Source organism: Deinococcus arcticus (genome assembly GCF_003028415.1).
In the GTDB taxonomy this organism is placed as follows: Bacteria; Deinococcota; Deinococci; order Deinococcales; family Deinococcaceae; genus Deinococcus; species Deinococcus arcticus.
In genome coordinates this window covers 42,131-62,270 of sequence record NZ_PYSV01000020.1, presented here as the reverse complement: position 1 = coordinate 62,270, position 20,140 = coordinate 42,131, and the positions used below count along the sequence as shown (strand labels likewise).

Sequence of the window (20,140 nt, the reverse complement as noted above, 5' to 3'; positions counted from 1 at the left end):
CACCCTCAGACGAAGCCATCAATCCGCAGCTCTTCTCCGCTTGCGAGAGGCGATGCAGCAGGTGGCTTGATTCTCAAGCCACCTGCTGAGCTACTCCGGCCTCACTCAGGTTAAGTTGCCAGAACCCTTCCAACTGAGACCACACGGAATAGGCTGCCTCGTGGACAGGCTCACACAAGCTCCGATTGACTTGCGTGCAAAGACAACTCAATCAGAGCGGAGCAAGCATGAGCAAAACGGGTTCCGGGCATGGACTGGGTCAAAGGGCGTCCTGCCGCTGACGACATACGGCCCCGAACAAGCCTATGACCTTGATGCGTGGTCCGGGTATCAGCATGAAGCTCCAGCTGCTCCGCGGTAACGCACTCTGATCCCCATCCGAAAGGTGAAGAGCCACCCACCAGCCGCACCACCCGGCCGGTGGGTGGCTCCGTGACGTGTGGCGTGCCCAGCCCTTATAAAAGCGTGGCACCGGGTACTCCAATGTTCGCCATGCCTTGACTTTTTTTTAGGCATGACTAAGATGCAGTATGAATCCGATGAGTGAAGTATCTGAGCAGGAGCAGCGGTGAGTTGGCTGCGTGCCCTCCTGTCCCGGCGCGACGTGTTGCGGGCCGGCGCCGGCGGCGCCGCGGCCCTGGCGGGCAGTGTGGCCCTGGGTCAGGGTGGGTCACACCCCGCCGGACACACGGGGACGGCTCCAGTCAGCCCAGCGCCGGCCACCGCTGGTCACGCCGGGCACGGCAACAATCTGATGGTCGGCGCCGTCAATCACAAGCGCAATGGATTTGACCCCATGGCCATGCTCACCGACTGGGACTGGGGCAAGGTCAGCACCCTCCCGAATGGCCAGACGCTGCGCGAGTACACCATGATCGCGCAGGACAAGGAGATTGAGATTGCCCCTGGCATCTTCTTCCCCGCTTGGACCTACAACGGCCGCGTGCCGGGGCCGACCTTGCGTTGCACGGAAGGCGACCGGCTGCGCATTACCTTTATCAACCAGACCATTCACCCGCACACCATCCACTTTCACGGCGTGCACTCGGCCGAGATGGACGGAGTGCCGGGCGCCGGCCCCGGGGAAATTCAGCCCGGTGGGCGCTTCGTCTACGAGTTCGACGCCGAGCCCTTTGGCTGTCACCTCTACCACTGCCACGCCACCAGCCTCAAGCGCCACATCCACAAGGGCATGTACGGCGCGTTCATCGTGGACCCCAAAGAGGGGCGGCCGCCGGCGCGCGAGTTCGTGATGGTGCAAAACGCCTTTGACACCAACTTTGATGGGGCCAACGAGATTTACGCTGTGAACACGGTGGGGTTCGAGTTCGCGCGGCGGCCCATCCCCGTGCAGAAGGGCGAACTGGTCCGTATCTACCTGATCAACATCCTGGAATTTGACCTGATCAATTCGTTTCACCTGCACGCCAATTTTTTCAACTATTACGACACCGGGACCACCCTGGAGCCCACCAGCCGCATCGTGGATACCATCATGCAGGCCCAGGGCCAGCGCGGCATTCTGGAATTTAAGTACAAGTTCACCGGCAACTTCATGTTTCACCCGCACATCAGTGAGTTCACCGAGCTCGGCTGGATGGGCTCGTTTCAGGTGGTCGAGCCGGACGCCTATCCGGCGGCCCTGAAAGCCGCGGGTGTCGATGCCGGGTGGGACCGGCGCAGCCTGCAGGGCGCCGCCGGGGGCCGCTCGTGAGTGCGCCAGCGGCGCCGCGGGGCCGCTGGGCCAGCCTCTGGGGTCTGGCACTTGTTCCTTTGCTGCTGCTTGGGGCGGTGCTCGCGTATCTGGTCGCCACAGGCGGCGGCATGAAGGCCCTCCAGGGTCCACCTGTCGAGCAGGTCAAGATTGGCCGCGTCACCCTGCCTGAGCGCGGCGTCATTCAGGTGCAGGTGGTCAATGACGGTCCGCAGGCGGTCACCCTGCCGCAGGTGATGGTGGACGACGCCTTCTGGTCGTTTACCGCCAGGCCCGCTGGGGCCATTCCCCGCCTGGGCACCGCGACGTTGACGATTCCCTATCCCTGGGTTGAGGGCGAGGCGCATAAGGTGGCGCTGCTGAGCTCGCTGGGCACCGTGTTCGAAGCGGAGATTCCAGTGGCGACTTTGACCCCTCAGCCGGGGCGGGATCTGTTCGTGCGCTTCGGGCTGGTGGGGTTGTACGTCGGCGTGGTCCCGGTGCTGCTGGGGATGCTCTGGTTTCCCTGGATGCGCCGCCTGAGTGCGCGTGCCATGAACTTCATCCTGGCCCTGACCGTGGGCCTGCTGGTCTACCTCGCAGTGGGTACTTACCTGGACGCCCAGGAATTCGCGGCGGCGCTGCCCGCCTTCTGGCAGGGGACGCCGGCCGTGCTGCTGATCGCTCTGTTGACCCTGGGGGTGCTGCTGGCACTGGGCGGCAAACGCCGGCCTGAGGAGGCGCCCCTGGGGCTCTCGTACCGCATCGCCACGGGGATCGGTCTGCACAACCTCGGGGAGGGCCTCGCCATTGGCGCAGCCTTTGCGCTGGGAGAAGCGGCGCTGGGCACCTTCCTGATTCTGGGGTTCACCCTGCACAACATCACCGAAGGTGTGGGGATCGTGGCGCCGGTCGTGCGCCAGAAGCCAAAACTGATCCAGTTTGCCCTGCTGGCGCTGATCGCTGGTGGACCGGCCATCCTGGGCACCTGGCTGGGCGGCTTTGCGTTCAACCCGGTTTTGGCGACCATCTTCCTAGCCGTGGGCGTGGGCGCCATTGTGCAGGTGGTGTGGGAGGTGGGCCGCCTGGTGGCGCGCAATACAGCAGCCCTGGGTGCGCCTCTGGTGAGCTGGTCCACCCTGGGCGGCTTTACGGTCGGTGTCGCCCTGATGTACTTCACTGCCTTCTTCGTCAAGTTTTAGGTTATGGCTCAGCGTGGTCTTCTGGACCTGTGGCCGCTCAGTTCAGAATCTTGAGCTTGAACGTCAGCGTGGCCTTGCCTCGCGCTGGCACCTCCACCTGCCGGGTCAGGCTCACCTGCCCATTCTGTGCCGTGTTGCCATCCACGGCAACAGTGCGTCCGTACAGCTGCTCCCGAACCGTCACCCGCATCGCGGTCGCTTTGCCACTGACAAAGGTATAGGTCACTTGGGACGTTGTGCTCACAATCTGGCCGGCAGAATTCTTTTCCTGCCCCAGGCGCTTGACGACTTTCTCGTAGCGCAATTCCGGATCTGCCCCGAGATTCAGGTCCACTGGCTTCCCGGCCTGCGCGGCGGGCAGAGTCACGCTACCCACCAGGAGGCCTCCCTCCCGCACATCCACCGCTCCAGCGGGCAGTGACAGCGAGGAGGTGAACTTGTAGTGCCGGTCCACCTGGCCTGACCGGTTCTGGGCGTCAAAGTAGGACTGCACACTCGCGTAGCGCGTGAAGCCACTCACCTGCGGCTTCAGGAAGGGCAGGGTCCGTTGCTCCCCCCGTCCGATGGTCAGGCCGCCTGGCAGGGCGTACCGCTGCAAGCCCCGCACCTCGCCCACAAGGCTGATCTGCCCTGCGCCCCCAGTGCTTGCCCCTGGGAGAACACGGACCGCTTCCGTGTTGCTACCGGCAGCAAAGGGCAGTGCATTGACTGGCGTGGGCACTGAATTTCCCTGCACCTGACGCACCGTCCCTCCGAACAGGTCAACCTGTCCAGCCGTGAACACCTGATCACTGAGGTTGTTGATCTGCGCCAGGGCCGAAAGATTCGCCGCGGCGCCACTAAGATTCAGTTCGTAACGCGGGGTCCAGAACAGGGCCTGCGTGCGGTAGCTGAGCCGCGCCCCACTGGAGGCAGACGCACTGAGACGAAAGGTCACGCCGCCCTGGACGGGGGGTGCCGTGGGAAAGGCCAGTTCGCTACGCGGCGCATGGACGAATTCACCGGTGTTCAACTTCAGGAGCAGGTCATCGGCCCGCGCCAGGGTGGCCGGGACTGGAGGTTGACCCGCCGGCCGCCAGGTCACGGCCTGACCCTCCTGGGTCCGCAGCCACTCGAGTTCTTCAGGATAGAGCGAGAACGTCACACCTGAAGGCCCCAGAACCGAGAAGCTGGCTGGCTGAATCCAGCGCCACTGGGCAGATGGGAAGGTCAGCGCCTGTGAGGTGAGGGGCTGCTGCACTTCTGTAAAGGTGGGGTAGAGGCGGAGATCGGTAGCGAGCGCTGTGGAAGGGAGCAGCGTGAGCAGGAGGACGCGGGCAAGTCGGTTCATGACAGACCTCAGAGAGGGAAGGAATGGACTCTGACAGTTGGGCCAGGACGTCATTACGCTGCGGCAGGGCAGGAACCTGGACGGTCAGCGTCTCCCATGCTCCTGACCTCCAGATGAGTCGGATCAGGACTGGATAAGTGTTCATGAACAGGAACGCGGGCGTCTCGTTCCACTTCATTCTGTCCTCCACTCAGCTGTGTGTGGACCATGAGGCGAGGTTCATCCTCTGACGGTTCTGTCCTGTTACATTCACGCCGTCTTATGCAGATTCACATGTTTGTGGTGGGCCTGGCGACCGCTGCCCTGTTGTCCTTCGGTGCCGCCGCGACCACCAAGGTCAGGGCAGGCGACACGCTCACTGGGCTCGCCGCCCGTCACGGCACCACCGTCACGGCTCTGGTCCGGGCCAACCCGGGCCTGAGTGCCCACCGCCTGCAGATCGGTCAAACCGTGGTTCTGCCGGTTGGGCCGGCCCGCTCGTCCTCTGGGGTCACCATTCGCGCCAGCTCCATCCGGGTGAATGCAGTGCTGCCCCTTCAGGGCCGCCTGACGACCCCATTCAACGCCCGCCACGGCGGCCTGGACCTGGCGGCGCCCACTGGAACGCCCATCCGCGCGGCCCTGGCCGGCACCGTGAAAAGCTCCGTGTACGACGCGCGAAATGGGTGGGGATGGACCGTCGTGCTGGAGCACGTCAACGGCCTCACCTCGCGGTACAGCCACAACAGCGCCAACCTGGTGCGCCGTGGCCAGCAGGTCTCGGCAGGTCAGGTCATTGCCCGCGTGGGCAACACCGGCAACAGCACCGGCCCACATCTGGATTTCCGCGTGTACGCCGGCGGAACACCCATCAACCCGATGGGGCTGTTTTAAGACGGGCCGCGTCCAGGCTCGGCCCAGGTGCCGCGGCCTGACCTCACGGCTCACCTGCTGCGAGGCGGCACTCACGCCTCCTTCAAAGCCTGAAACCTGTGCCTGGCCAGATGCCGCCAGCGCCGTTGCCGGTGACGGTAGAAGAGCGCGGCGAACAGGACCACAACCGGCGTGAGGAGGCCCGCGCGCACCTCCACGCGGTCGGTATACCGGGTGCGGTCCCCTGGCGTCGCCTGCACCGTGATCTGGTGGCGCCACGTCGGCGCGAGCTGGCCCGCCCCGTCGTCCAGCAGCTCGTAGTGTTCGCGGCCAGGGACGTCACTAACCACCCGCCGCGAGACCGAAATGGCCTGCTGTCCCAGGGGCACGGTGCCCAGGAGCGTCATGCGGGTGAGGTACTGGCCGCCTTGCCAGACGTCGGGCCAGGTGGGCGGCTCCAGCGGCGTGAACGTGACCAGGGGCGCCGCGACATACCGCAGCAGGCGGCTGGTCTGCACGTGACGCCAGACTTCAGGGGCATGGGCAGGAAACTCAGTTGTCAATTCGATGTGCATAGACCCTCCCTGGAAAGGCCCGCCGTCTGCGCACGGGCCAGCGTGACGGCGGGCTTCAGGACCAAGGGGCGCCTCTGCAAGGTGCCGGGACCGCCGGTGTGGGTGAAGTGGCCCGCTCGCAGAAGCAGTGCAGGAACAGCGCCCAGAACGCCCTGAGCTCTACTCGGAGGAGAGTCGGCGTCCAGCACCAAGGGCCCTCCCTGGGCGCCGGGGCTCCGGCCGCTCACGACGGTCCCTGTCCCTTCAGGCGCCTCATCTCCCGCTCGACCAGCACCTGAGCGTCCCGCCCCACCCCGCCGAGCAGTGCAGAGCCCCTTGTGCGCTGCCAGGGCAGGCCCAGAAACGAGAGCCCCGGAATGCCCGTGACGCCGCCGTGGTGAAGAGGCCAGCCCCGGTCATCCAGCACCCCCTCCAGATCCAGCCAGGGATAGGCCGGCCGGAAACCAGTGGCCCAGACCACCGTTTCGGCCTCCAGCCGGGTCCCGTCTACACAGACCAGGCGGCGGCCATCCGCGTTCACCACCCGGGGGGCCAGCTGCAGCTGGCCCCGGCGGTTCAGGCGGCGCAGATCCGTGCCAATCACCGGATCACGGCGCCGCAGCAGCCAGCCAAGCAGTGAGCCCACCGGCACGTCCAGCAGCCGCAGGGCCCCCAGCACATCGAAGATGTCCCGGCCCCCCACCCGTTGCGGCAGGACCGGTTGTGGGCGACCCTGGGCTACCGTGACCGAATGGGTGCGCGTCAGTTCCTCGGCGATCTGGGCTCCTGAGTTCCCGGCGCCCACCACCAGCACCCGGCCGGCGGGCAGGGCGGAAGGCCGGCGGTAGGCACTGCTGTGCAGCTGCGTAACCTCCGGGGCCACATGTTGGGCCCAGGCTGGTACGAACGGCGTCTGAAACGGCCCGGTCGCCACGAGCACCGCCCGGGCGGCCCACTCGCCGCGGGGCGTGGTGAGCTCAAAGCCGTCAGGTCCCTGGCGCACCCGGCGCACGGGCGCGCCGTATTCGGTGGGCAGCTCAAAGGTCTGGGCGTACGCCTCCAGATACGCCGCGACCTCATCTTTGGTGGGGTAGTGCGCCGGATCACCCGGAAACGGGAGCCCAGGCAAGCCGCTGCGTTTGGCTGGGGTGAACAGCACAAGAGAGTCGTAGCGGTCGCGCCAGCTGGCCCCGGGGCGCAGGCCCCCGTCAAAGATGCGGAAGTTCAGCCCGCTGCGTCCCAGAAAGTATCCCGCAGCCAAGCCGGCCTGGCCTCCACCAATCACCGCCACATCCAACATCAGACCTCCGGCGCGCCGCGCTGCGCTGAGAGCCGCTGGACCCATGCCGTCTGGAGAGAAAAGACCAAAGCATCCATGCCCTCAGTATGTATGAACATCTGCTCATATGTAAAGAGGTTAAGGAGGCGCTGGTGGAGCGCGGCCACAGAGCGGCAGGGTCCGTCTCTACGGATGACTCTGGGCCAAAGCCTATGTCCAGAGGGCGCGCGCTCCTATGAAGTGCCGCTCCCGCAACTGACCCTGGCCCCTCATCCTCCTTTACATCTGAATGTCTACTCAGGTATTGTCGGCACATGACCCAGTCTCCTGCGCGGCCCCCCACTTCAGGTGCCGACCCCGACGCCCTGACCTATTTTGTCGAGGGCATGGACTGCGCCAGCTGCGTGCAGACGGTCGAGCGTATGGTGGCCACGCTGCCCGGAACAGACGGCGTCAAGACCAGTTTTTCCAAGCAGACCCTGACGCTGCATCTGGACGAGGGGCAGACCCCACGGGCCACCCTGGAAAAGAATCTCAAATCACTGGGCTACGCCCCATCTCTGATGGGATCAGCTGCCGCAGCCGGTCCGCAGGGCCATGGCCACGGCGCCGACGATCACGCCGGCCACACGCACGAGGTCGCGCCCGCCGGCACGCCCTGGTACCGCACGGGTCAGGGCAAGCTGGTCGTCACGTCCGGGGTGCTGCTGGGCGTCGCGTGGCTCCTCAGTTTCCTGGCGCCGACGCTCGCTGACGTGGCCTTCATCGCCGCCACTCTGCTGGGCGTCTGGCCGCTGGCGAAAAAAGCACTCGCCAGCGCCCGCCTGGGTGATCCCTTCAGCATCAACATGCTCGTCAGCCTGGCCGCCATCGGCGCCGTGGCCATTGGCGAGGCGGCCGAGGGCGCGGTGGTGGTGTTCTTCTTCGCCGTGGGCGAACTGTTAGAGGGCGTGGCCGCCGGCCGCGCCCGCGCCGGCATTCAGGCGCTGGCCGCCCTGGCCCCCAAGACTGCTCTGCTGCTGGAGGGCGGTCAACCCCGCGAGGTGCCAGCCGACTCGTTGCAGGTGGGCCAGACGGTTCAGGTCAACCCCGGCGCGCGCGTTCCGGCCGACGGCAGCATTCTGACGGGCACCTCCAGCCTCGACGACAGTCCGGTCACTGGGGAAAGCGTTCCAGTGGTCAAGGGTCCGGGGGATACGGTCTTTGCAGGCAGCATCAACACCGACGGCACCCTGACCCTCCGGGTGGACCGGGCCGCCGCTGACAACACCATCGCGCGCATTATTCACATGGTCGAGGAGGCCGAAGGCAGCAAAGCCCCCACTGCGCGGTTCATCGACCGTTTCAGCCGGTATTACACGCCTGGGGTCGTGCTGGTCTCGGCCCTGGTGGCGCTGGTGCCGCCCCTTTTCCTGGGTGGCGTGTGGCATGACTGGCTCTACAAGGGCATCAGCCTGCTCCTGATCGGGTGCCCCTGCGCCCTGGTCCTCAGCGTGCCCGCCTCCATCACAAGTGCCATCAGCGCCGGCACCCGGCGCGGCCTGCTGATCAAGGGTGGGGGCGCACTGGAGACCATCGGCGGCGTGAAGACCGTGGCCTTTGACAAGACCGGGACCCTGACCGCCGGGAAGCCCCGGGTCACCGACATTGTGGGCGTGGGGGCAGAGCGTGGCGAGGTCCTGCGCCTGGCGGCCGCCGTGGAGTCGGGCAGCAGCCATCCGCTGGCCAAGGCCATCACAGGGGCGGCCCAGCTGGAGAAGGTCACCATTCCCGCCGCTCAGGACGCGCAGGCCCTCCCAGGGAAGGGGGCGACAGCCACCGTGGAAGGGCGGGCCCTGGGCGTCATGTCCCCCCGTCACGCGGCCGAGCTGGCGCCCCTGAGCGCCGAACTCGCGGCCACCGTCACCCGCCTCGAGGAGCAGGGCCGCACCGCCGTCCTCCTGCTCGACGGGGCCGCGCCCCTCGGCGTGCTGGCCATCCGCGACGAGCCGCGTCCAGACGCCCGCGCCGCCATTGCCGAGCTGCGCCGCCTGGGGGTGCAGACCGTGATGCTCACGGGGGACAACGCCCGCACGGGCCGGGCCATTGCCCAGGACCTGGGCCTGAACGTCCAGGCCGAACTGCTGCCCGAAGACAAACTGCGCCTGATCGCCGGGTATAAAGCGCAGGGGGGCGTGGCCATGGTCGGAGACGGCATCAACGACGCCCCGGCGCTGGCGGCCTCGGACGTGGGCATCGCCATGGGGGGCGGCACCGACGTGGCACTGGAAACCGCCGACGCTGCGCTGCTGCATGAACGGGTGTCCGGCGTGGCGGACCTCGTGAACCTCTCTCGGGCCACCATGGGCAACATCAAGGTCAACATCGCCTTCGCGCTGGGGCTGAAAGCTGTCTTCCTGGTCACCACCCTGCTGGGGTACACAAACCTCTGGATGGCGATTCTGGCCGACACGGGCGCCACCGCGCTGGTGACCGCCAACGCCCTGCGGCTGTTGGGCTGGAAAGCCCCCCGCCTGACCCCGGCCCCGGAGGCCACCCCCCGCCATGCCTGAGATCACCCTTTACACCACGGCGGACTGCGCGGAGAGCCGGGCTGTTCAGCGCCTGCTGGGCCGCTGCGGCGCGCCCTTCCGGATCCGGAACCTTCAGGAAGATGCCGGCGCACTGGCCGAATTGCGGAACCTCACCGAGACCCGGATCACTCCGGTGACCGTGATCGGCACCCAGGTGTTCGCTGGGCCAGTTGATCAGCAGCGTCCCGGGCTGCTGGCGGCTTTGCAGGCGGGCGCATGACCACGCTGAGAGGCCGGCGGACCGTCGGCTGGGCCCCTGTGCTGGTGACCGCGCTGCTGCTGGTGCTCGAAGGACTGCTCAAGGCCTGGGCGGTGGAACAGCTCAGCCCCGGAGTCAACCGCCCCCTCGTCCCTGGCGTCTTGCACCTGGGCTTTACCCTCAACACCGGCATGGCCTGGGGCCTGCTGGGGGGCTTCACAGGGGCACTGGCCGCCTTGCGGCTGCTCGTCGGCCTGGGCCTGGTGGGCGCCCTCGCCCTGCGGCGGGTGCCGCCGCCCCTGACCTGGCCCTTGGCCTTGATCGCGGCCGGCGCGCTGGGCAACGCCCTGGACGGCCTGGCGCGCGGCGCGGTGGTGGATTACCTCACTTCCCCGCTGCTGGACCGGGTCTCTGAGCTGCTCAGCGGCCGCCCATTCCCGATTTTTAACCTGTCTGACGTGCTGGTGTGCACTGGCGTGGCGGCGCTCCTGCTGGCGAACTGGTGGCGCGAACGGCGTGTGACCGCCAGGCCCTTTCCCTCACAGACCCCGTAACCCCTCTTCTCAGGAGAACCTATGAAACGACTGATGCTGCTGTCCCTGACCGTGCTTCTCGCCGCCTGCAACCAAGGTGGGGCCGAGATCGAAGGTGTGAAAAGCTTCAAAAACGAAGGCGGTGACCACAAGCCCGGCCGCCTGACGTACGCGCAGCGGCCCCCAGCGGGCGGCCCGCACAACGGTTCGTGGCAGAACTGCGGGATCTATGACCGGCCCATCTACGACGAGTACGCCGTGCACAGCCTGGAGCACGGCGCCGTGTGGGTGTCGTACAAGCCCGGCCTGAGCACCAGTCAGGTGCTGCAGCTCAAAGAGCGGGTGGCCGGCCGCACCTACATCCTGCTTTCGCCCCATGAAACCCAGACGGCCCCCATCGTCCTGACCGCCTGGAACAAGCAGCTGGAAGTGCAGGACCCCGCTGACGAGCGCATCGCGAAGTTCATTCAGGCCTATGAGCAGGGCGGTGAAGCACCCGAAATTGGAGCCTCGTGCAGCGGCGCGTACGACGACACCGTTTGATTCCGTGGGGCGCCGCTCTGGGGGTGGCCGCCCTGGGCGCAGGGCTGGCCCTGGCCTGGCCAGCGGCGCCGGGTGAGACCAGTGCCGACGTGACTTTTGCGCGGGATATGGCGGCGCACCACGCCCAGGCCGTGAACATGAGTGTCACCCTGGTCAAACGCGCCGCCGACCCTGAGATCCGGCTGCTGGCGCAGGACATCCTGTTGACCCAGCAGGCGCAGATTGGCCAGATGCAGGGCTGGCTGATGGCCTGGGGCCGGCCACTGGCCGGGCGCGAGGCCCCCATGAGCGGCATGGACCGCGCGGCCATGGGCATGGCGTCCGCCACCGATGAGGCGGCGCTGGAGACGCTCACCGTTGCCGCTGCCGAAACCCGCTTCCTGCTTCTGATGCGCCGGCACCACCAGGGGGGCGTCGCCATGGCCACCTCGGCCCTGAACGTGGCGCGCCGCCCGGAAGTGCGGCGGTTCGCGCAGCGGGTCGTGACGGCGCAGCGCTCGGAAATTCAGGGCCTCGAAGCTCTCCTGAGAGCGCGTTCGGTGACGCCTGACCCCGCACCTCGCCACGACATGGACGGAATGGATCATGACTAGCCCGCACGGACAGGCGCTGGAGACAGCGGCTGATGGATTGCCCGCTGGACTCCGCCGGCCCTGGCAGCGCTCGCTTACCCTGGCGCTGCTGGCGGTGGCGGCCCTGCTGTCCCTGGCCCTGCTCTACACCCGCCTGCGCAACCCTCAGGGCCTCCTTGGTACGGCGTATCCACCCGGGACGGTGGCCCCGCCCCTGGCCGGCACCGGCGACGATGGCCAGCCGCTGGCCCTGTCTGCCTTCAAAGGCCAGACCGTGGCGGTCTTTTTCGGCTTCCTGAACTGCCCGAACATCTGTCCCACCACTCTGGCCGCCCTGGAACGGGTGCGCCAGACGCTCCCAGAGCGGCAGCGGAAGGACTTTGTGAGTCTGCTGGTCACGGTCGATCCTGGGCGGGACACGCCAGCGGAGCTGCGCTCGTACGTGCGCTACTTCAGCCCGGACGCACGTGGCCTGGTGATTCCCAAAACGCCGCTCCGTCAGGCGGCTGCGGCCTGGGGCGTCGGCTTCGAGTATTCGAATGTGACGGCCCCAGACCGCTACGACGTCAACCACACGACTGGCGTTTACCTGGTGGACCGGGCCGGCAACCGGCGGGTGGTCTGGGATTACACCCAGCTGAACCTCACCGACCGGATCGCGGCCGACGTGCGGACGGTGATGCGGTGACAGCGGGTCAGCCAGCCAGCGTCTACACTGACGTAATGAGAACCGCCTCTCAGGACGACGTGTGCGAAGTGACCTGCCTGCATCCGGAGGCGGTCCAGCTGGCGCGCACCCATCAGCCAGAGGACCTCTGCATCGAGGACGCCGCCGCCTTCCTGAAGTTGATGGCGGATCCCACCCGGCTCAGGATTCTGAGTGCGCTGAAGACCACCGAGCTGTGCGTGTGTGACCTGGCGGCGGTGGTGGGGATCAGCGAGAGTGCGGTCAGTCATCAGCTGCGCCTGCTGCGCACCGGCCGCATCGTCACCTTCCGGAAGGAAGGCCGCATTGCCTACTACCGACTGCTCGACCACCACGTGACGACCACCATTCGCAATGCCCTGGATCACGCGACCGAGTAAGGGCCAGCGGCTGACCCTGGCCGCCGCCCTGCTGGGCGGCGCGGTGGTCAGTGTGCCCCTGGGGTGGTGGCTGACCGACAACCTGAGCTGGGGCTCACCGCTCTACTGCATTGAACAGCCGGGCCAGCTGTGGAACGGCCTGGCCCCGGTGCCGGCCGGCCTGAGCCCCACGTGCCCCGACAGCGCGAGCTACCGCCAGGAGGTGCGCGCCGGCGAGAGCCGCGTCGAGCAGTATCTCGCGGCAGGCTGGCAACCGCTGGCCGCCGCCCGGGTGCTCCGGGCCAGGGGCTACGTGCTGCTTGATGACGAACTGATGGCGCCGGACCACTACTCTGCCTTTCTGGGCAAGGCGCTGCCGGCCGAGCTGCATTACACCGCCGTCAAGCAGGGAGACCAGACCCTGATCACCATCAGCGGGGCGGCGCGTTGAAGAAAAAGCCAGGGGCAGGCTCCTCCCCCTGGTCCACTGGGCCGAGACTGATCCGCCGCCTGCGCCCTTGGGTGCTGAGTCTGCTGGCACTGCTCGGCGCCTTCATGTACCTGGCCCGTGATCAGGCGCCGCCTGCTCCAGCCCTGCCCGCCCACCACGGCCACACCCCGCAGACGGGTCACTCAGAGTCTTCTGAGGGCCACGGCGCCCACTGCGTGTAGGCCTCGCGTGAGACTGGGAACAGAAACTTCCCCTAAGGAATTTGGGCCAAGTACAAGTAAGCGTCCAGCGATGTCGGGTCGCGGAGCTTGCGCAGTTGGCCTCTAGCGACTTCAGCTGGGAGCGAAAATCGTATTTTCCAAGGATGTTGCCATGCTCGGACAGCAGCGGCGAGAGCCGGGCGACCTCGGCCTCATCGCATAACTGACCCGCTTGCCGGATGTCCTCTACTGCCAGGGCCAAATACCGGGTGTTCCACAGCACCATGGCATTGACCACCAGTCCCAGAGCTTCCAATTGGTCCTCCATTCCTTCCCGGTATTTTTGCCCCAGCTCCCCCTTGCCCCCGTGGAAGACGGCCCGGGCCACGCTGTGCCGCAACCCTCCTCGGTTCACTTGTCTCTGAATCCGGTGCCGATATCCCTCATCCTGCACATACCTGAGCAAATACAGGGTTTTCTCTACGCGCCCCAGCTCGGCTATTGTGCGCCCAAGGCGGACAGACTGCCCCCACGCTGCAATGTCCGCATGACACTGGTTGCCCTGACTTTCCCCAACTTCAGTGAACCTGCCAATAATCGGCGTCCCGGTCCAGTCGCCAGAACCGCTGGTCAGGCAGGTCCGCTAAACGGGGACTGAACTGATAGCCCAATAAGGCAAACAACACAAATACGACGTCACTGGAGCCGTGCGTGTCGGTCATGATTTCGCGGGGGTCAAGGTGGGTCTGCTGCTCCAGCAGGCCGGACAGGATATCGAGCGAGTCTCGCAGCGTTCCTGGAATCACGATGCCGTGGAAACCCGTGAATTGGTCGCTGGTGAAGTTGTAGTACGTGACTCCACGCGCCGCGCCAAAGTATTTGCCGTTCCAGCCGGCATGTACCGTACGGACGGGAACGACAAAGCGGAGTCCGTCAGCAGACGCGACTTCCCCGCCACCCCAGACCTGTGCCCGCGGCAGGTCAAATTGTGCCTCCACCAGACAGGCATTCGCTTGAATCAAGGTCTCTGCGCGCACATAATTCTGCTGCACCCAAGACAGCCGGGGAAGGGTCAGTGCCGCAACATCCACCCTGGAGACCGCCTTCAGTCCGATATTGCAGGCTTGGGCCAGCAAGACCCCACAGATGCTAAGCGGCAAGTCGCGAGCGTATGATTTCCCCTCTGAAACGTGCGTAAAGGCAGCGGCCATCCCCGTAATCTCATGCACCTCCATCAGGAGTTCAGCCAGATCAACGGTGGGCAAGCGCGCGGCTACCTGAGCCTTCAGGGTGCTCAGGGACGTCGACTCTGGGGTGGCCACCAGTAGGCTAAGCGAGACCCGCGTGTGGCCATTGTCCACGGTCAACATCAAAGCTTGATTCTTGGCAAGGTGGGTCTCTACCTTTTGGTAAGCCTCACCCAGTGCGACGTTGAGTGCCTCAACTGCGGGCCGTGGATCAAGCGAACGGTCGAGCACACGCAATACGTCTGACCGAGCGGCAATCCAGGACTCACCCTGAAGGAGTCCGGCACGTGGGTCGGCGTAGCGTTCGCTCTGAGGAGCAAACACCTCCCGACGTTTCAGTGCGTGCTGCAAACGGTCCAGGACACACAGGGTGTATGCCTGAAGATCCACTTCCCCGGGCCTGGGGAAGACCCGCCGCACCCACCCTCTGGGTACGACCGTCCGGGTGCATCCGCCCACCTCGGCTTTCCACGACCGCCTGCCTCCAGACGGCCCAGAAACTGCCAAGCATCGAGAAGAGGTTGAGCGCCCGGTGTGCCCTCCAAAGCGATGCCGGCCAGCATGGCTGGCAGAAACCGGCGCACAGTGGCATACGCGCCCACCAGCACCTCCACTGCTGGGTCGTCATCTTCATTGGCCAGCGCTTCAACCGTGTCAATGGCTACTTCCAGCGTTCTGGCATCGACCAGCGCGAAGTCCGCCTCACGGATACCGGCCGGTGAGACACCCGAGTCCAGCAGAACACGAGCTACGGTTCGGAGTCGAAGTGCAGCCTGGTCAAGATCTTTCAGGGTCCGCAGGCGCTCTTTCTTACGGCGGCCCAACCCCGTCAAGGTCAGCTTGCTCATGAAGGCATCAAAAACATCCAGCGCATCATCCGTGGCCGAACGCTCCAGATGCTGCAGAAACACCAGTAGGGTCGCCAGGCGGCGGTCCTCGCTCAGACGGGCCAGCAGTTGCACTCGGACCACCCGGGCATGCCGGACCAAAGTCAATCGGCGGGACTCCGATAGGTCCCCCAGGTCAACACCGTGAACCCCGACGGCACGAATCTGTTCAATCCGGTGGAGGGCCTGAACAAGCGCTGACGCTGAGATTCGTGTGGGCGGCGTACGCAGAACGTCCAGGGGTGTCCTCCACTGATCTTCTCTCAGCACCAGGAGACTCTGGAGCGCCTGCTGCTGGTCGGCAGAGAGCCGAACACTCAGGCCTCCGAACAGCCGCGTCGCGAAGCGGTCGCGAACACGCACGATCAGCCGGGGGCCAATACCGTGACTCCCGGCAATACGATCTTCTGCCCCACCAGATGCGCGGTGGCCAGATCAAACAGGAGGCTAGGCCGCTGATCACTCAGTGACAGCTGCGCGTACAACCACCGAATCAGCCGAATGGCGACCCAAACGCCAAACTCCTGATAGCCCAGATGGGTCAGCAGGAGCGCACGGTGTTTTGATCGAGTAGCCTCCCGCTGGCCGTACTTGTGCAGGACATCAGGCGAGAGGCCGAGTTGCTGGGCCACGTGGTCAACGACTCTGGCAGGCACCTGCTCTGCGGGTGGAGGGAATGTGCCCAGGAAACGGAGGCTGCAGAGTTGCACCGCCATCCCCAACTTGTTGTGCTTGCGCCGGCGATCCTCCAACAAGGCAAGATCAGCGTCGGTGAGCAGGAAATACTGGGTGAGTTGTACAGGCGCAGGGTCACCGTCATACCGACCGTACCGCGCCGCCTGCTCATCGCTCAGGAATTCAACGGGTATGGCAGGTGCAGCGGTTCAGCATTCGCTGGACCTGAGAGGATTGGAGGGGGCTTGAGGACCGATGCCCAGTTTGCGGACCAGCGCGGCTTTGTGTTCTCCGGCCTGAACGCGTTCTTCCGAGCGCCGAACCTGCACAGGACGCAACTGGTTCTGGCGTCCAGTGCACCTGCCGTTACGTGGCGTCAGCATGTTGTTCAGGCGCATTGAAAACCAAACGGGATCCTGCGCGTCTGACTATGCCCTGAGCCAGCAGGCCAGTGAGTCCAAGAATCGCAACCCCCACAGGCCAGTCACCCAGACGGACATACCAAGTCGTTCCCTCTTGCACGGCGTAACGGGCCGCCAAGGCCCCAGCGCGGCGGGTTGGCAGGGCCTGCGTGACCCAACCCTGCGGATCAACCACCGCCGTAACCCCAATATTGCCGGCGCGCAATACGTACCGCCGGGTTTCAATGGCCCGAACCCGTCCCATGGCAAAGTGCTGCTCCACGCCGTTTCCTGCATGAAACCAGCCGTCATTCGAAGCGTTCACCAGCACCCCCGCTCCGCCCTGCACCAGTTGCCGGGCAACAGTCGGAAACACACTCTCGTAACACACGTACGCGCCGTACGAGACGCCACGCAAGGTCAGTGGCTGGCCGAGTTGCCCGGCCTGGAGTCCGGTCAGGCTTGGCAGGCCCAGCGCGCTGAATACCCCTTCATACAGCGGAGCCAGTGGTTCACGCAGGGGAAAATACTCCCCGAAAGGAACGAGCTGATGCTTGTCGTAAGCCCCCCGGAACCCCCCATCCCACGCCTCAATCCGGTTCTGCCCTGTGCGGGCCACACCGATCAGGAGGGGCAGACCGGGAAGGTTCGGCACGTCCTTCTCTGTGACGGCAGTTTCGGGCCAGATCACGGCCCCAGAAGTGTTGGCTGCGCTGAGACGGGCATAGATGGGGAGCGGCTGGGCGGTGCCCTGCACTTTATCGAGCGGATTCAAATTGCCCTGCACCAGCAGGGCGCGGTGCGTGGGCGGCGCCACCTCGGGGCGGGTGAGGCCATACCCGAGCGCCAGACCCCAGACGGGAAAAGTAAGCGCGAGCGGCCGAACTTCCCGTACGGCCAGGCTGGCGAGGGCCGCCGCAAGAGTCGTGATGAGCAAACTGGCGAGCAGCACCCCACCCAGGTCAGCCACCTGAATCAGTGGCGTGGGCAGAAGCGCGTACCCCAGCGTGCCCCAAGGAAAAGCAAACGGACCCAGGTGACGGAGCCATTCCAGAATGACCCACCCGAAGGCCACACCCCACACGCGGCCAAGAAACGTCGGGGCCAGCAGGGCCACCAAATATCCCATAAGGGCATAGAAGCCGCCCTCGACAGCGAACAGGAGCGGGAACAGCAGCACGCTCAACGCGCCGAACAGCGGTGCAAAACTGAGAGGTAAGAACAGCAGGTGGAGGCTGAAAAAAGCCGTCATGCTCCAGAAGAGCCGGGCGGCAACAGCCGTGGGATTGGCCGGCGTGCACACCCACAGCAGCAGCGCCGCGAGAGCCAGAGGCGTGAGTGCGCTCCACGCAAATGGCACGGCCGTCAAGGCCAGCAGGACGCCCAGAACGACGGAGACCACCAGGGTCCAGGACGAGCTGGCGTCACCCGCCCCGACGCCTCTTCCAAAGTGCAGCATCTTCGCTGCACTTGATATCTGTACACTCATACAGATATCGTAAGGCATGACCGCCTCCCCCTCCACCCCAGGCACGCCACTGCGCTACTTCGTGGAGCGCATGGACTGCGCCGACTGCGCCCGCACTGTGCAAAGTGCCCTCACGCGTCTGCCCGGCGTCGGTGACCCCCGTGTCAACTTCACCACCCAGACCCTGAGCCTGACTCTGGACGAAACGCAACTGCCCCGCGAGAAACTGGAGCACACCCTCCGGTCCCTGGGCTACCCACCCGTCCTGGAGAACGCTCCCGCAGCTCCCGCTGCCCAGACGCTTCGTTACTTCGTCAATAACATGGACTGTGCCGACTGCGCCAACAAAGTGCAGGGCGTGGTTAGCCGCCTGCCCGGTGCCGGAGAGCCCAAAGTCAGTTTCACCACGCAGACGCTGAGTCTCACGCTCGACGAGACCAAGACGTCCCGCGCCCAACTCGAACAGACCCTACGCTCCATCGGGTACCCACCAGACCTCCAGGAGGATGCTCAGGCCACCCCTGGCACGCCCTCCGCTCCCCGACCCGCCCGCGTCGAACTCCCCTGGCACCAGACGAGCAAGGGCCGCAATGTCCTGCTCACGGGCGCCCTCTTCGCCCTGGCCTTCGTGCTGAGTCTGGTCGCGCCATCCTTTGCTTTCTACGCGTACGCGGCCGCCACCCTGATCGGCGTCTGGCCCCTGCTGCTCAAAGCCGTCGCCAGTACCCGTCTCGGCGAGCCCTTCACCATCAATACCCTGATCAGCGTGGCCGCCATCGGTGCCGTCGCCATTGGGGAAGCCGCTGAAGGCGCGCTCGTGGTCTTCCTGTTCGCGATTGGCGAACTGCTGGAGAACGTCGCCGCCGGCCGCGCCCGGGCCGGCATTCAGGCCCTGGCCGCGCTGGCCCCCAAAACCGCCCTGCTTCTGAGCGGCACCCAGACCCAGGAAGTCCCCGTCGAATCACTGCAGGTGGGTCAACTCGTCCGGGTGCAGCCCGGGGGCCGCGTCCCCGCTGACGGCACCATCACGGAAGGCAACTCCAACCTGGACGACAGCCCTGTGACTGGTGAAAGCGTCCCCGTCCACAAGAGCACGGGAGACCAGGTCTACGCCGGCAGCATCAACACGGACGGGGTGCTCACCGTGCGGGTGGACAGGGGCGCGTCGGACAACACGATCGCCCGCATCATCCATCTGGTCGAGGAAGCTGAAAGCAGCAAAGCACCCACCGCCCGCTTCCTCGACCGCTTTTCCCGCTGGTACACCCCGGCAGCCATGGCCGTGGCCTTCCTGTTCGCTGTCATTCCGCCCCTGTTGTTCGGACAGGACTGGAATGAATGGATCTACAAAGGTGTGGCACTTCTCCTGATCGCCTGCCCCTGCGCCCTGGTGCTCAGCGTGCCCGCCGCCGTCACGAGCGGCATCAGTGCCGGCGCCCGGCAGGGCCTACTGATCAAGGGCGGCGCCGCGCTCGAAACCATCGGCAGCGTGAACACCATTGCGTTTGATAAGACTGGCACCCTCACCGAGAACAAGCCTCAGGTCACGGACGTCATTCCCCTGAGTGCTTCAGAACAGGACGTGGTCACCCTGGCCGCCGCCGTGGAAACCGGCAGCGCCCACCCCCTGGCCAAAGCCATCCTGGACCGGGCAAAAGGGCAGACCATCCTCACCGCCGAGAATGCCCGCGCCATTCCCGGCAAAGCCGTGACGGCGACGGTGGGTGGCCGCACGCTGGCCGTCGGCTCTCCCCGGTACGCGCAGGAGTTGGCGCCGGTGGCGCCGGACGTGCTCGGGCGCATCGAAGTGTTGGAACATCAGGGCAAAACGGTCGTGGTGCTGCTCGACGGTGCGGCGCCCCTGGGTCTCCTGGCGATTCGTGACGAGCCCCGTGCGCATGCCAAGGCCGCCATCGCGAAACTCACCGCTCTGGGCGTGCGCTCGGTCATGCTGACCGGCGACAACGCCCGCACGGGCCACGCGATCGCGGGTGACCTTGGACTGGACGTCGAAGCAGAACTGATGCCGGAAGACAAACTCCGGCGCATCGCGGAACTCAAGAGAAGCGGCAAGGTCGCCATGGTCGGGGACGGCATCAACGACGCACCTGCCCTCGCTCAGAGCGATGTGGGCATCGCCATGGGCGGCGGAACCGACGTGGCACTAGAAACAGCGGATGCTGCCCTGCTGCGCCACAGTGTCATGGGCGTGAGTGACCTCGTGCAGCTCTCCCGTGCGGTCATGACCAACATCCGCCAGAACGTCACGTTCGCCTTAGGCCTCAAGGCCATCTTCTTGGTGACCACCCTGCTCGGCATCACGGGACTGTGGCCCGCCATCCTCAGCGACACCGGTGCAACCGTCCTCGTGACTGCCAACGCCCTGCGCCTGCTGCGCTTCCGTCCCAGCTGAAAG

The 20,140-nt window shown here is 65.8% G+C and carries 20 protein-coding genes; 12 read left to right on the top strand and 8 right to left on the bottom strand.

All coding sequences use genetic code 11. The features are described 5' to 3' along the window. Positions 1-568 precede the first annotated feature (568 nt). Together C8263_RS16325 and C8263_RS16320 are read left to right on the top strand one after the other, a co-directional pair. Positions 569-1,714 (top strand): multicopper oxidase domain-containing protein, encoded by a 1,146-nt coding sequence (locus tag C8263_RS16325; protein WP_107139197.1) that lies wholly within the window; start codon positions 569-571, stop codon positions 1,712-1,714. After that, a complete protein-coding gene (locus C8263_RS16320; RefSeq protein WP_107139206.1) occupies positions 1,711-2,895 on the top strand; it encodes a ZIP family metal transporter in 1,185 nt (394 codons plus the stop codon). Before C8263_RS16325 ends, C8263_RS16320 begins: the two co-directional genes overlap by 4 nt. A 37-nt stretch (positions 2,896-2,932) precedes the next feature. Here the strand turns inward: C8263_RS16320 and C8263_RS16315 are convergent, their stop codons facing one another. Beyond that, a complete protein-coding gene (locus C8263_RS16315) occupies positions 2,933-4,225 on the bottom strand; it encodes a hypothetical protein (protein WP_107139196.1) in 1,293 nt (430 codons plus the stop codon). Between the two features lie 261 nt (positions 4,226-4,486). Here C8263_RS16315 and C8263_RS16310 point away from each other — a divergent pair, with 261 nt between their 5' ends. Further along, positions 4,487-5,098 (top strand): M23 family metallopeptidase, encoded by a 612-nt coding sequence (locus C8263_RS16310; RefSeq protein WP_233218869.1) that lies wholly within the window; start codon positions 4,487-4,489, stop codon positions 5,096-5,098. Between the two features lie 71 nt (positions 5,099-5,169). Here C8263_RS16310 and C8263_RS16305 read toward each other — a convergent pair whose 3' ends face one another. After that, entirely contained in the window at positions 5,170-5,652 is a 483-nt protein-coding gene (locus C8263_RS16305; RefSeq protein WP_107139194.1) for an Rv1443c family protein, read from the bottom strand. A gap of 223 nt (positions 5,653-5,875) precedes the next feature. Then, positions 5,876-6,931 carry a flavin-containing monooxygenase gene (locus C8263_RS16300; RefSeq protein WP_107139193.1) on the bottom strand — a complete coding sequence of 352 codons (1,056 nt, stop codon included), beginning with the start codon at positions 6,929-6,931 and terminating at the stop codon, positions 5,876-5,878. A gap of 293 nt (positions 6,932-7,224) precedes the next feature. Between C8263_RS16300 and C8263_RS16295 the strand changes: the two genes are divergently transcribed. Genes C8263_RS16295 through C8263_RS16260 form a run of 8 tightly spaced genes read left to right on the top strand, consistent with a single transcriptional unit; the run spans position 7,225 to position 12,846 of the window. Next, the gene (locus C8263_RS16295) at positions 7,225-9,462 is read left to right on the top strand and encodes a heavy metal translocating P-type ATPase (RefSeq protein ID WP_107139192.1); all 2,238 of its coding nucleotides are present in this window, start codon (positions 7,225-7,227) and stop codon (positions 9,460-9,462) included. Beyond that, positions 9,455-9,703 (top strand): glutaredoxin family protein, encoded by a 249-nt coding sequence (locus tag C8263_RS16290; protein WP_107139191.1) that lies wholly within the window; start codon positions 9,455-9,457, stop codon positions 9,701-9,703. Before C8263_RS16295 ends, C8263_RS16290 begins: the two co-directional genes overlap by 8 nt. Beyond that, positions 9,700-10,236: a signal peptidase II gene (locus tag C8263_RS16285; RefSeq protein ID WP_107139190.1), complete on the top strand. Its 537-nt coding sequence runs from the start codon at positions 9,700-9,702 to the stop codon at positions 10,234-10,236. The genes C8263_RS16290 and C8263_RS16285 overlap by 4 nt, the downstream gene beginning before the upstream one ends. A gap of 21 nt (positions 10,237-10,257) precedes the next feature. Then, complete coding sequence (locus C8263_RS16280; protein ID WP_107139189.1) at positions 10,258-10,758, top strand: thioredoxin-like domain-containing protein; 501 nt, start codon at positions 10,258-10,260, stop codon at positions 10,756-10,758. Then, positions 10,755-11,351, top strand: a complete 597-nt coding sequence (locus C8263_RS16275) for a DUF305 domain-containing protein (protein WP_233218868.1) — start codon at positions 10,755-10,757, stop codon at positions 11,349-11,351. Before C8263_RS16280 ends, C8263_RS16275 begins: the two co-directional genes overlap by 4 nt. After that, positions 11,344-12,018, top strand: coding sequence for an SCO family protein (locus tag C8263_RS16270; RefSeq protein WP_107139188.1), 675 nt, complete (start codon positions 11,344-11,346; stop codon positions 12,016-12,018). The genes C8263_RS16275 and C8263_RS16270 overlap by 8 nt, the downstream gene beginning before the upstream one ends. Positions 12,019-12,053: 35 nt before the next feature. Continuing rightward, positions 12,054-12,416, top strand: a complete 363-nt coding sequence (locus C8263_RS16265; RefSeq protein ID WP_055362639.1) for an ArsR/SmtB family transcription factor — start codon at positions 12,054-12,056, stop codon at positions 12,414-12,416. Further along, a complete protein-coding gene (locus C8263_RS16260; RefSeq protein WP_233218867.1) occupies positions 12,391-12,846 on the top strand; it encodes a hypothetical protein in 456 nt (151 codons plus the stop codon). Before C8263_RS16265 ends, C8263_RS16260 begins: the two co-directional genes overlap by 26 nt. A 102-nt stretch (positions 12,847-12,948) precedes the next feature. Here the strand turns inward: C8263_RS16260 and C8263_RS19845 are convergent, their stop codons facing one another. The 5 genes from C8263_RS19845 to lnt form a co-directional block, all read right to left on the bottom strand. Next, entirely contained in the window at positions 12,949-13,512 is a 564-nt protein-coding gene (locus C8263_RS19845) for a Tn3 family transposase (protein ID WP_269845145.1), read from the bottom strand. 112 nt (positions 13,513-13,624) lie between these two features. Further along, entirely contained in the window at positions 13,625-14,644 is a 1,020-nt protein-coding gene (locus C8263_RS19840; RefSeq protein WP_269845144.1) for a Tn3 family transposase, read from the bottom strand. Continuing rightward, positions 14,629-15,255 carry a hypothetical protein gene (locus tag C8263_RS19705; RefSeq protein ID WP_233218865.1) on the bottom strand — a complete coding sequence of 209 codons (627 nt, stop codon included), beginning with the start codon at positions 15,253-15,255 and terminating at the stop codon, positions 14,629-14,631. The genes C8263_RS19840 and C8263_RS19705 overlap by 16 nt, the downstream gene beginning before the upstream one ends. Positions 15,256-15,545: 290 nt before the next feature. Continuing rightward, positions 15,546-16,034 (bottom strand): DUF4158 domain-containing protein, encoded by a 489-nt coding sequence (locus C8263_RS19700; protein ID WP_233218871.1) that lies wholly within the window; start codon positions 16,032-16,034, stop codon positions 15,546-15,548. A gap of 187 nt (positions 16,035-16,221) precedes the next feature. Then, the gene (gene lnt / locus C8263_RS16250) at positions 16,222-17,763 is read right to left on the bottom strand and encodes an apolipoprotein N-acyltransferase (protein WP_199188432.1); all 1,542 of its coding nucleotides are present in this window, start codon (positions 17,761-17,763) and stop codon (positions 16,222-16,224) included. Between lnt and C8263_RS16245 the strand changes: the two genes are divergently transcribed. Further along, a complete protein-coding gene (locus tag C8263_RS16245) occupies positions 17,762-20,137 on the top strand; it encodes a heavy metal translocating P-type ATPase (protein WP_107139187.1) in 2,376 nt (791 codons plus the stop codon). The genes lnt and C8263_RS16245 overlap by 2 nt on opposite strands. Positions 20,138-20,140 lie beyond the last annotated feature (3 nt).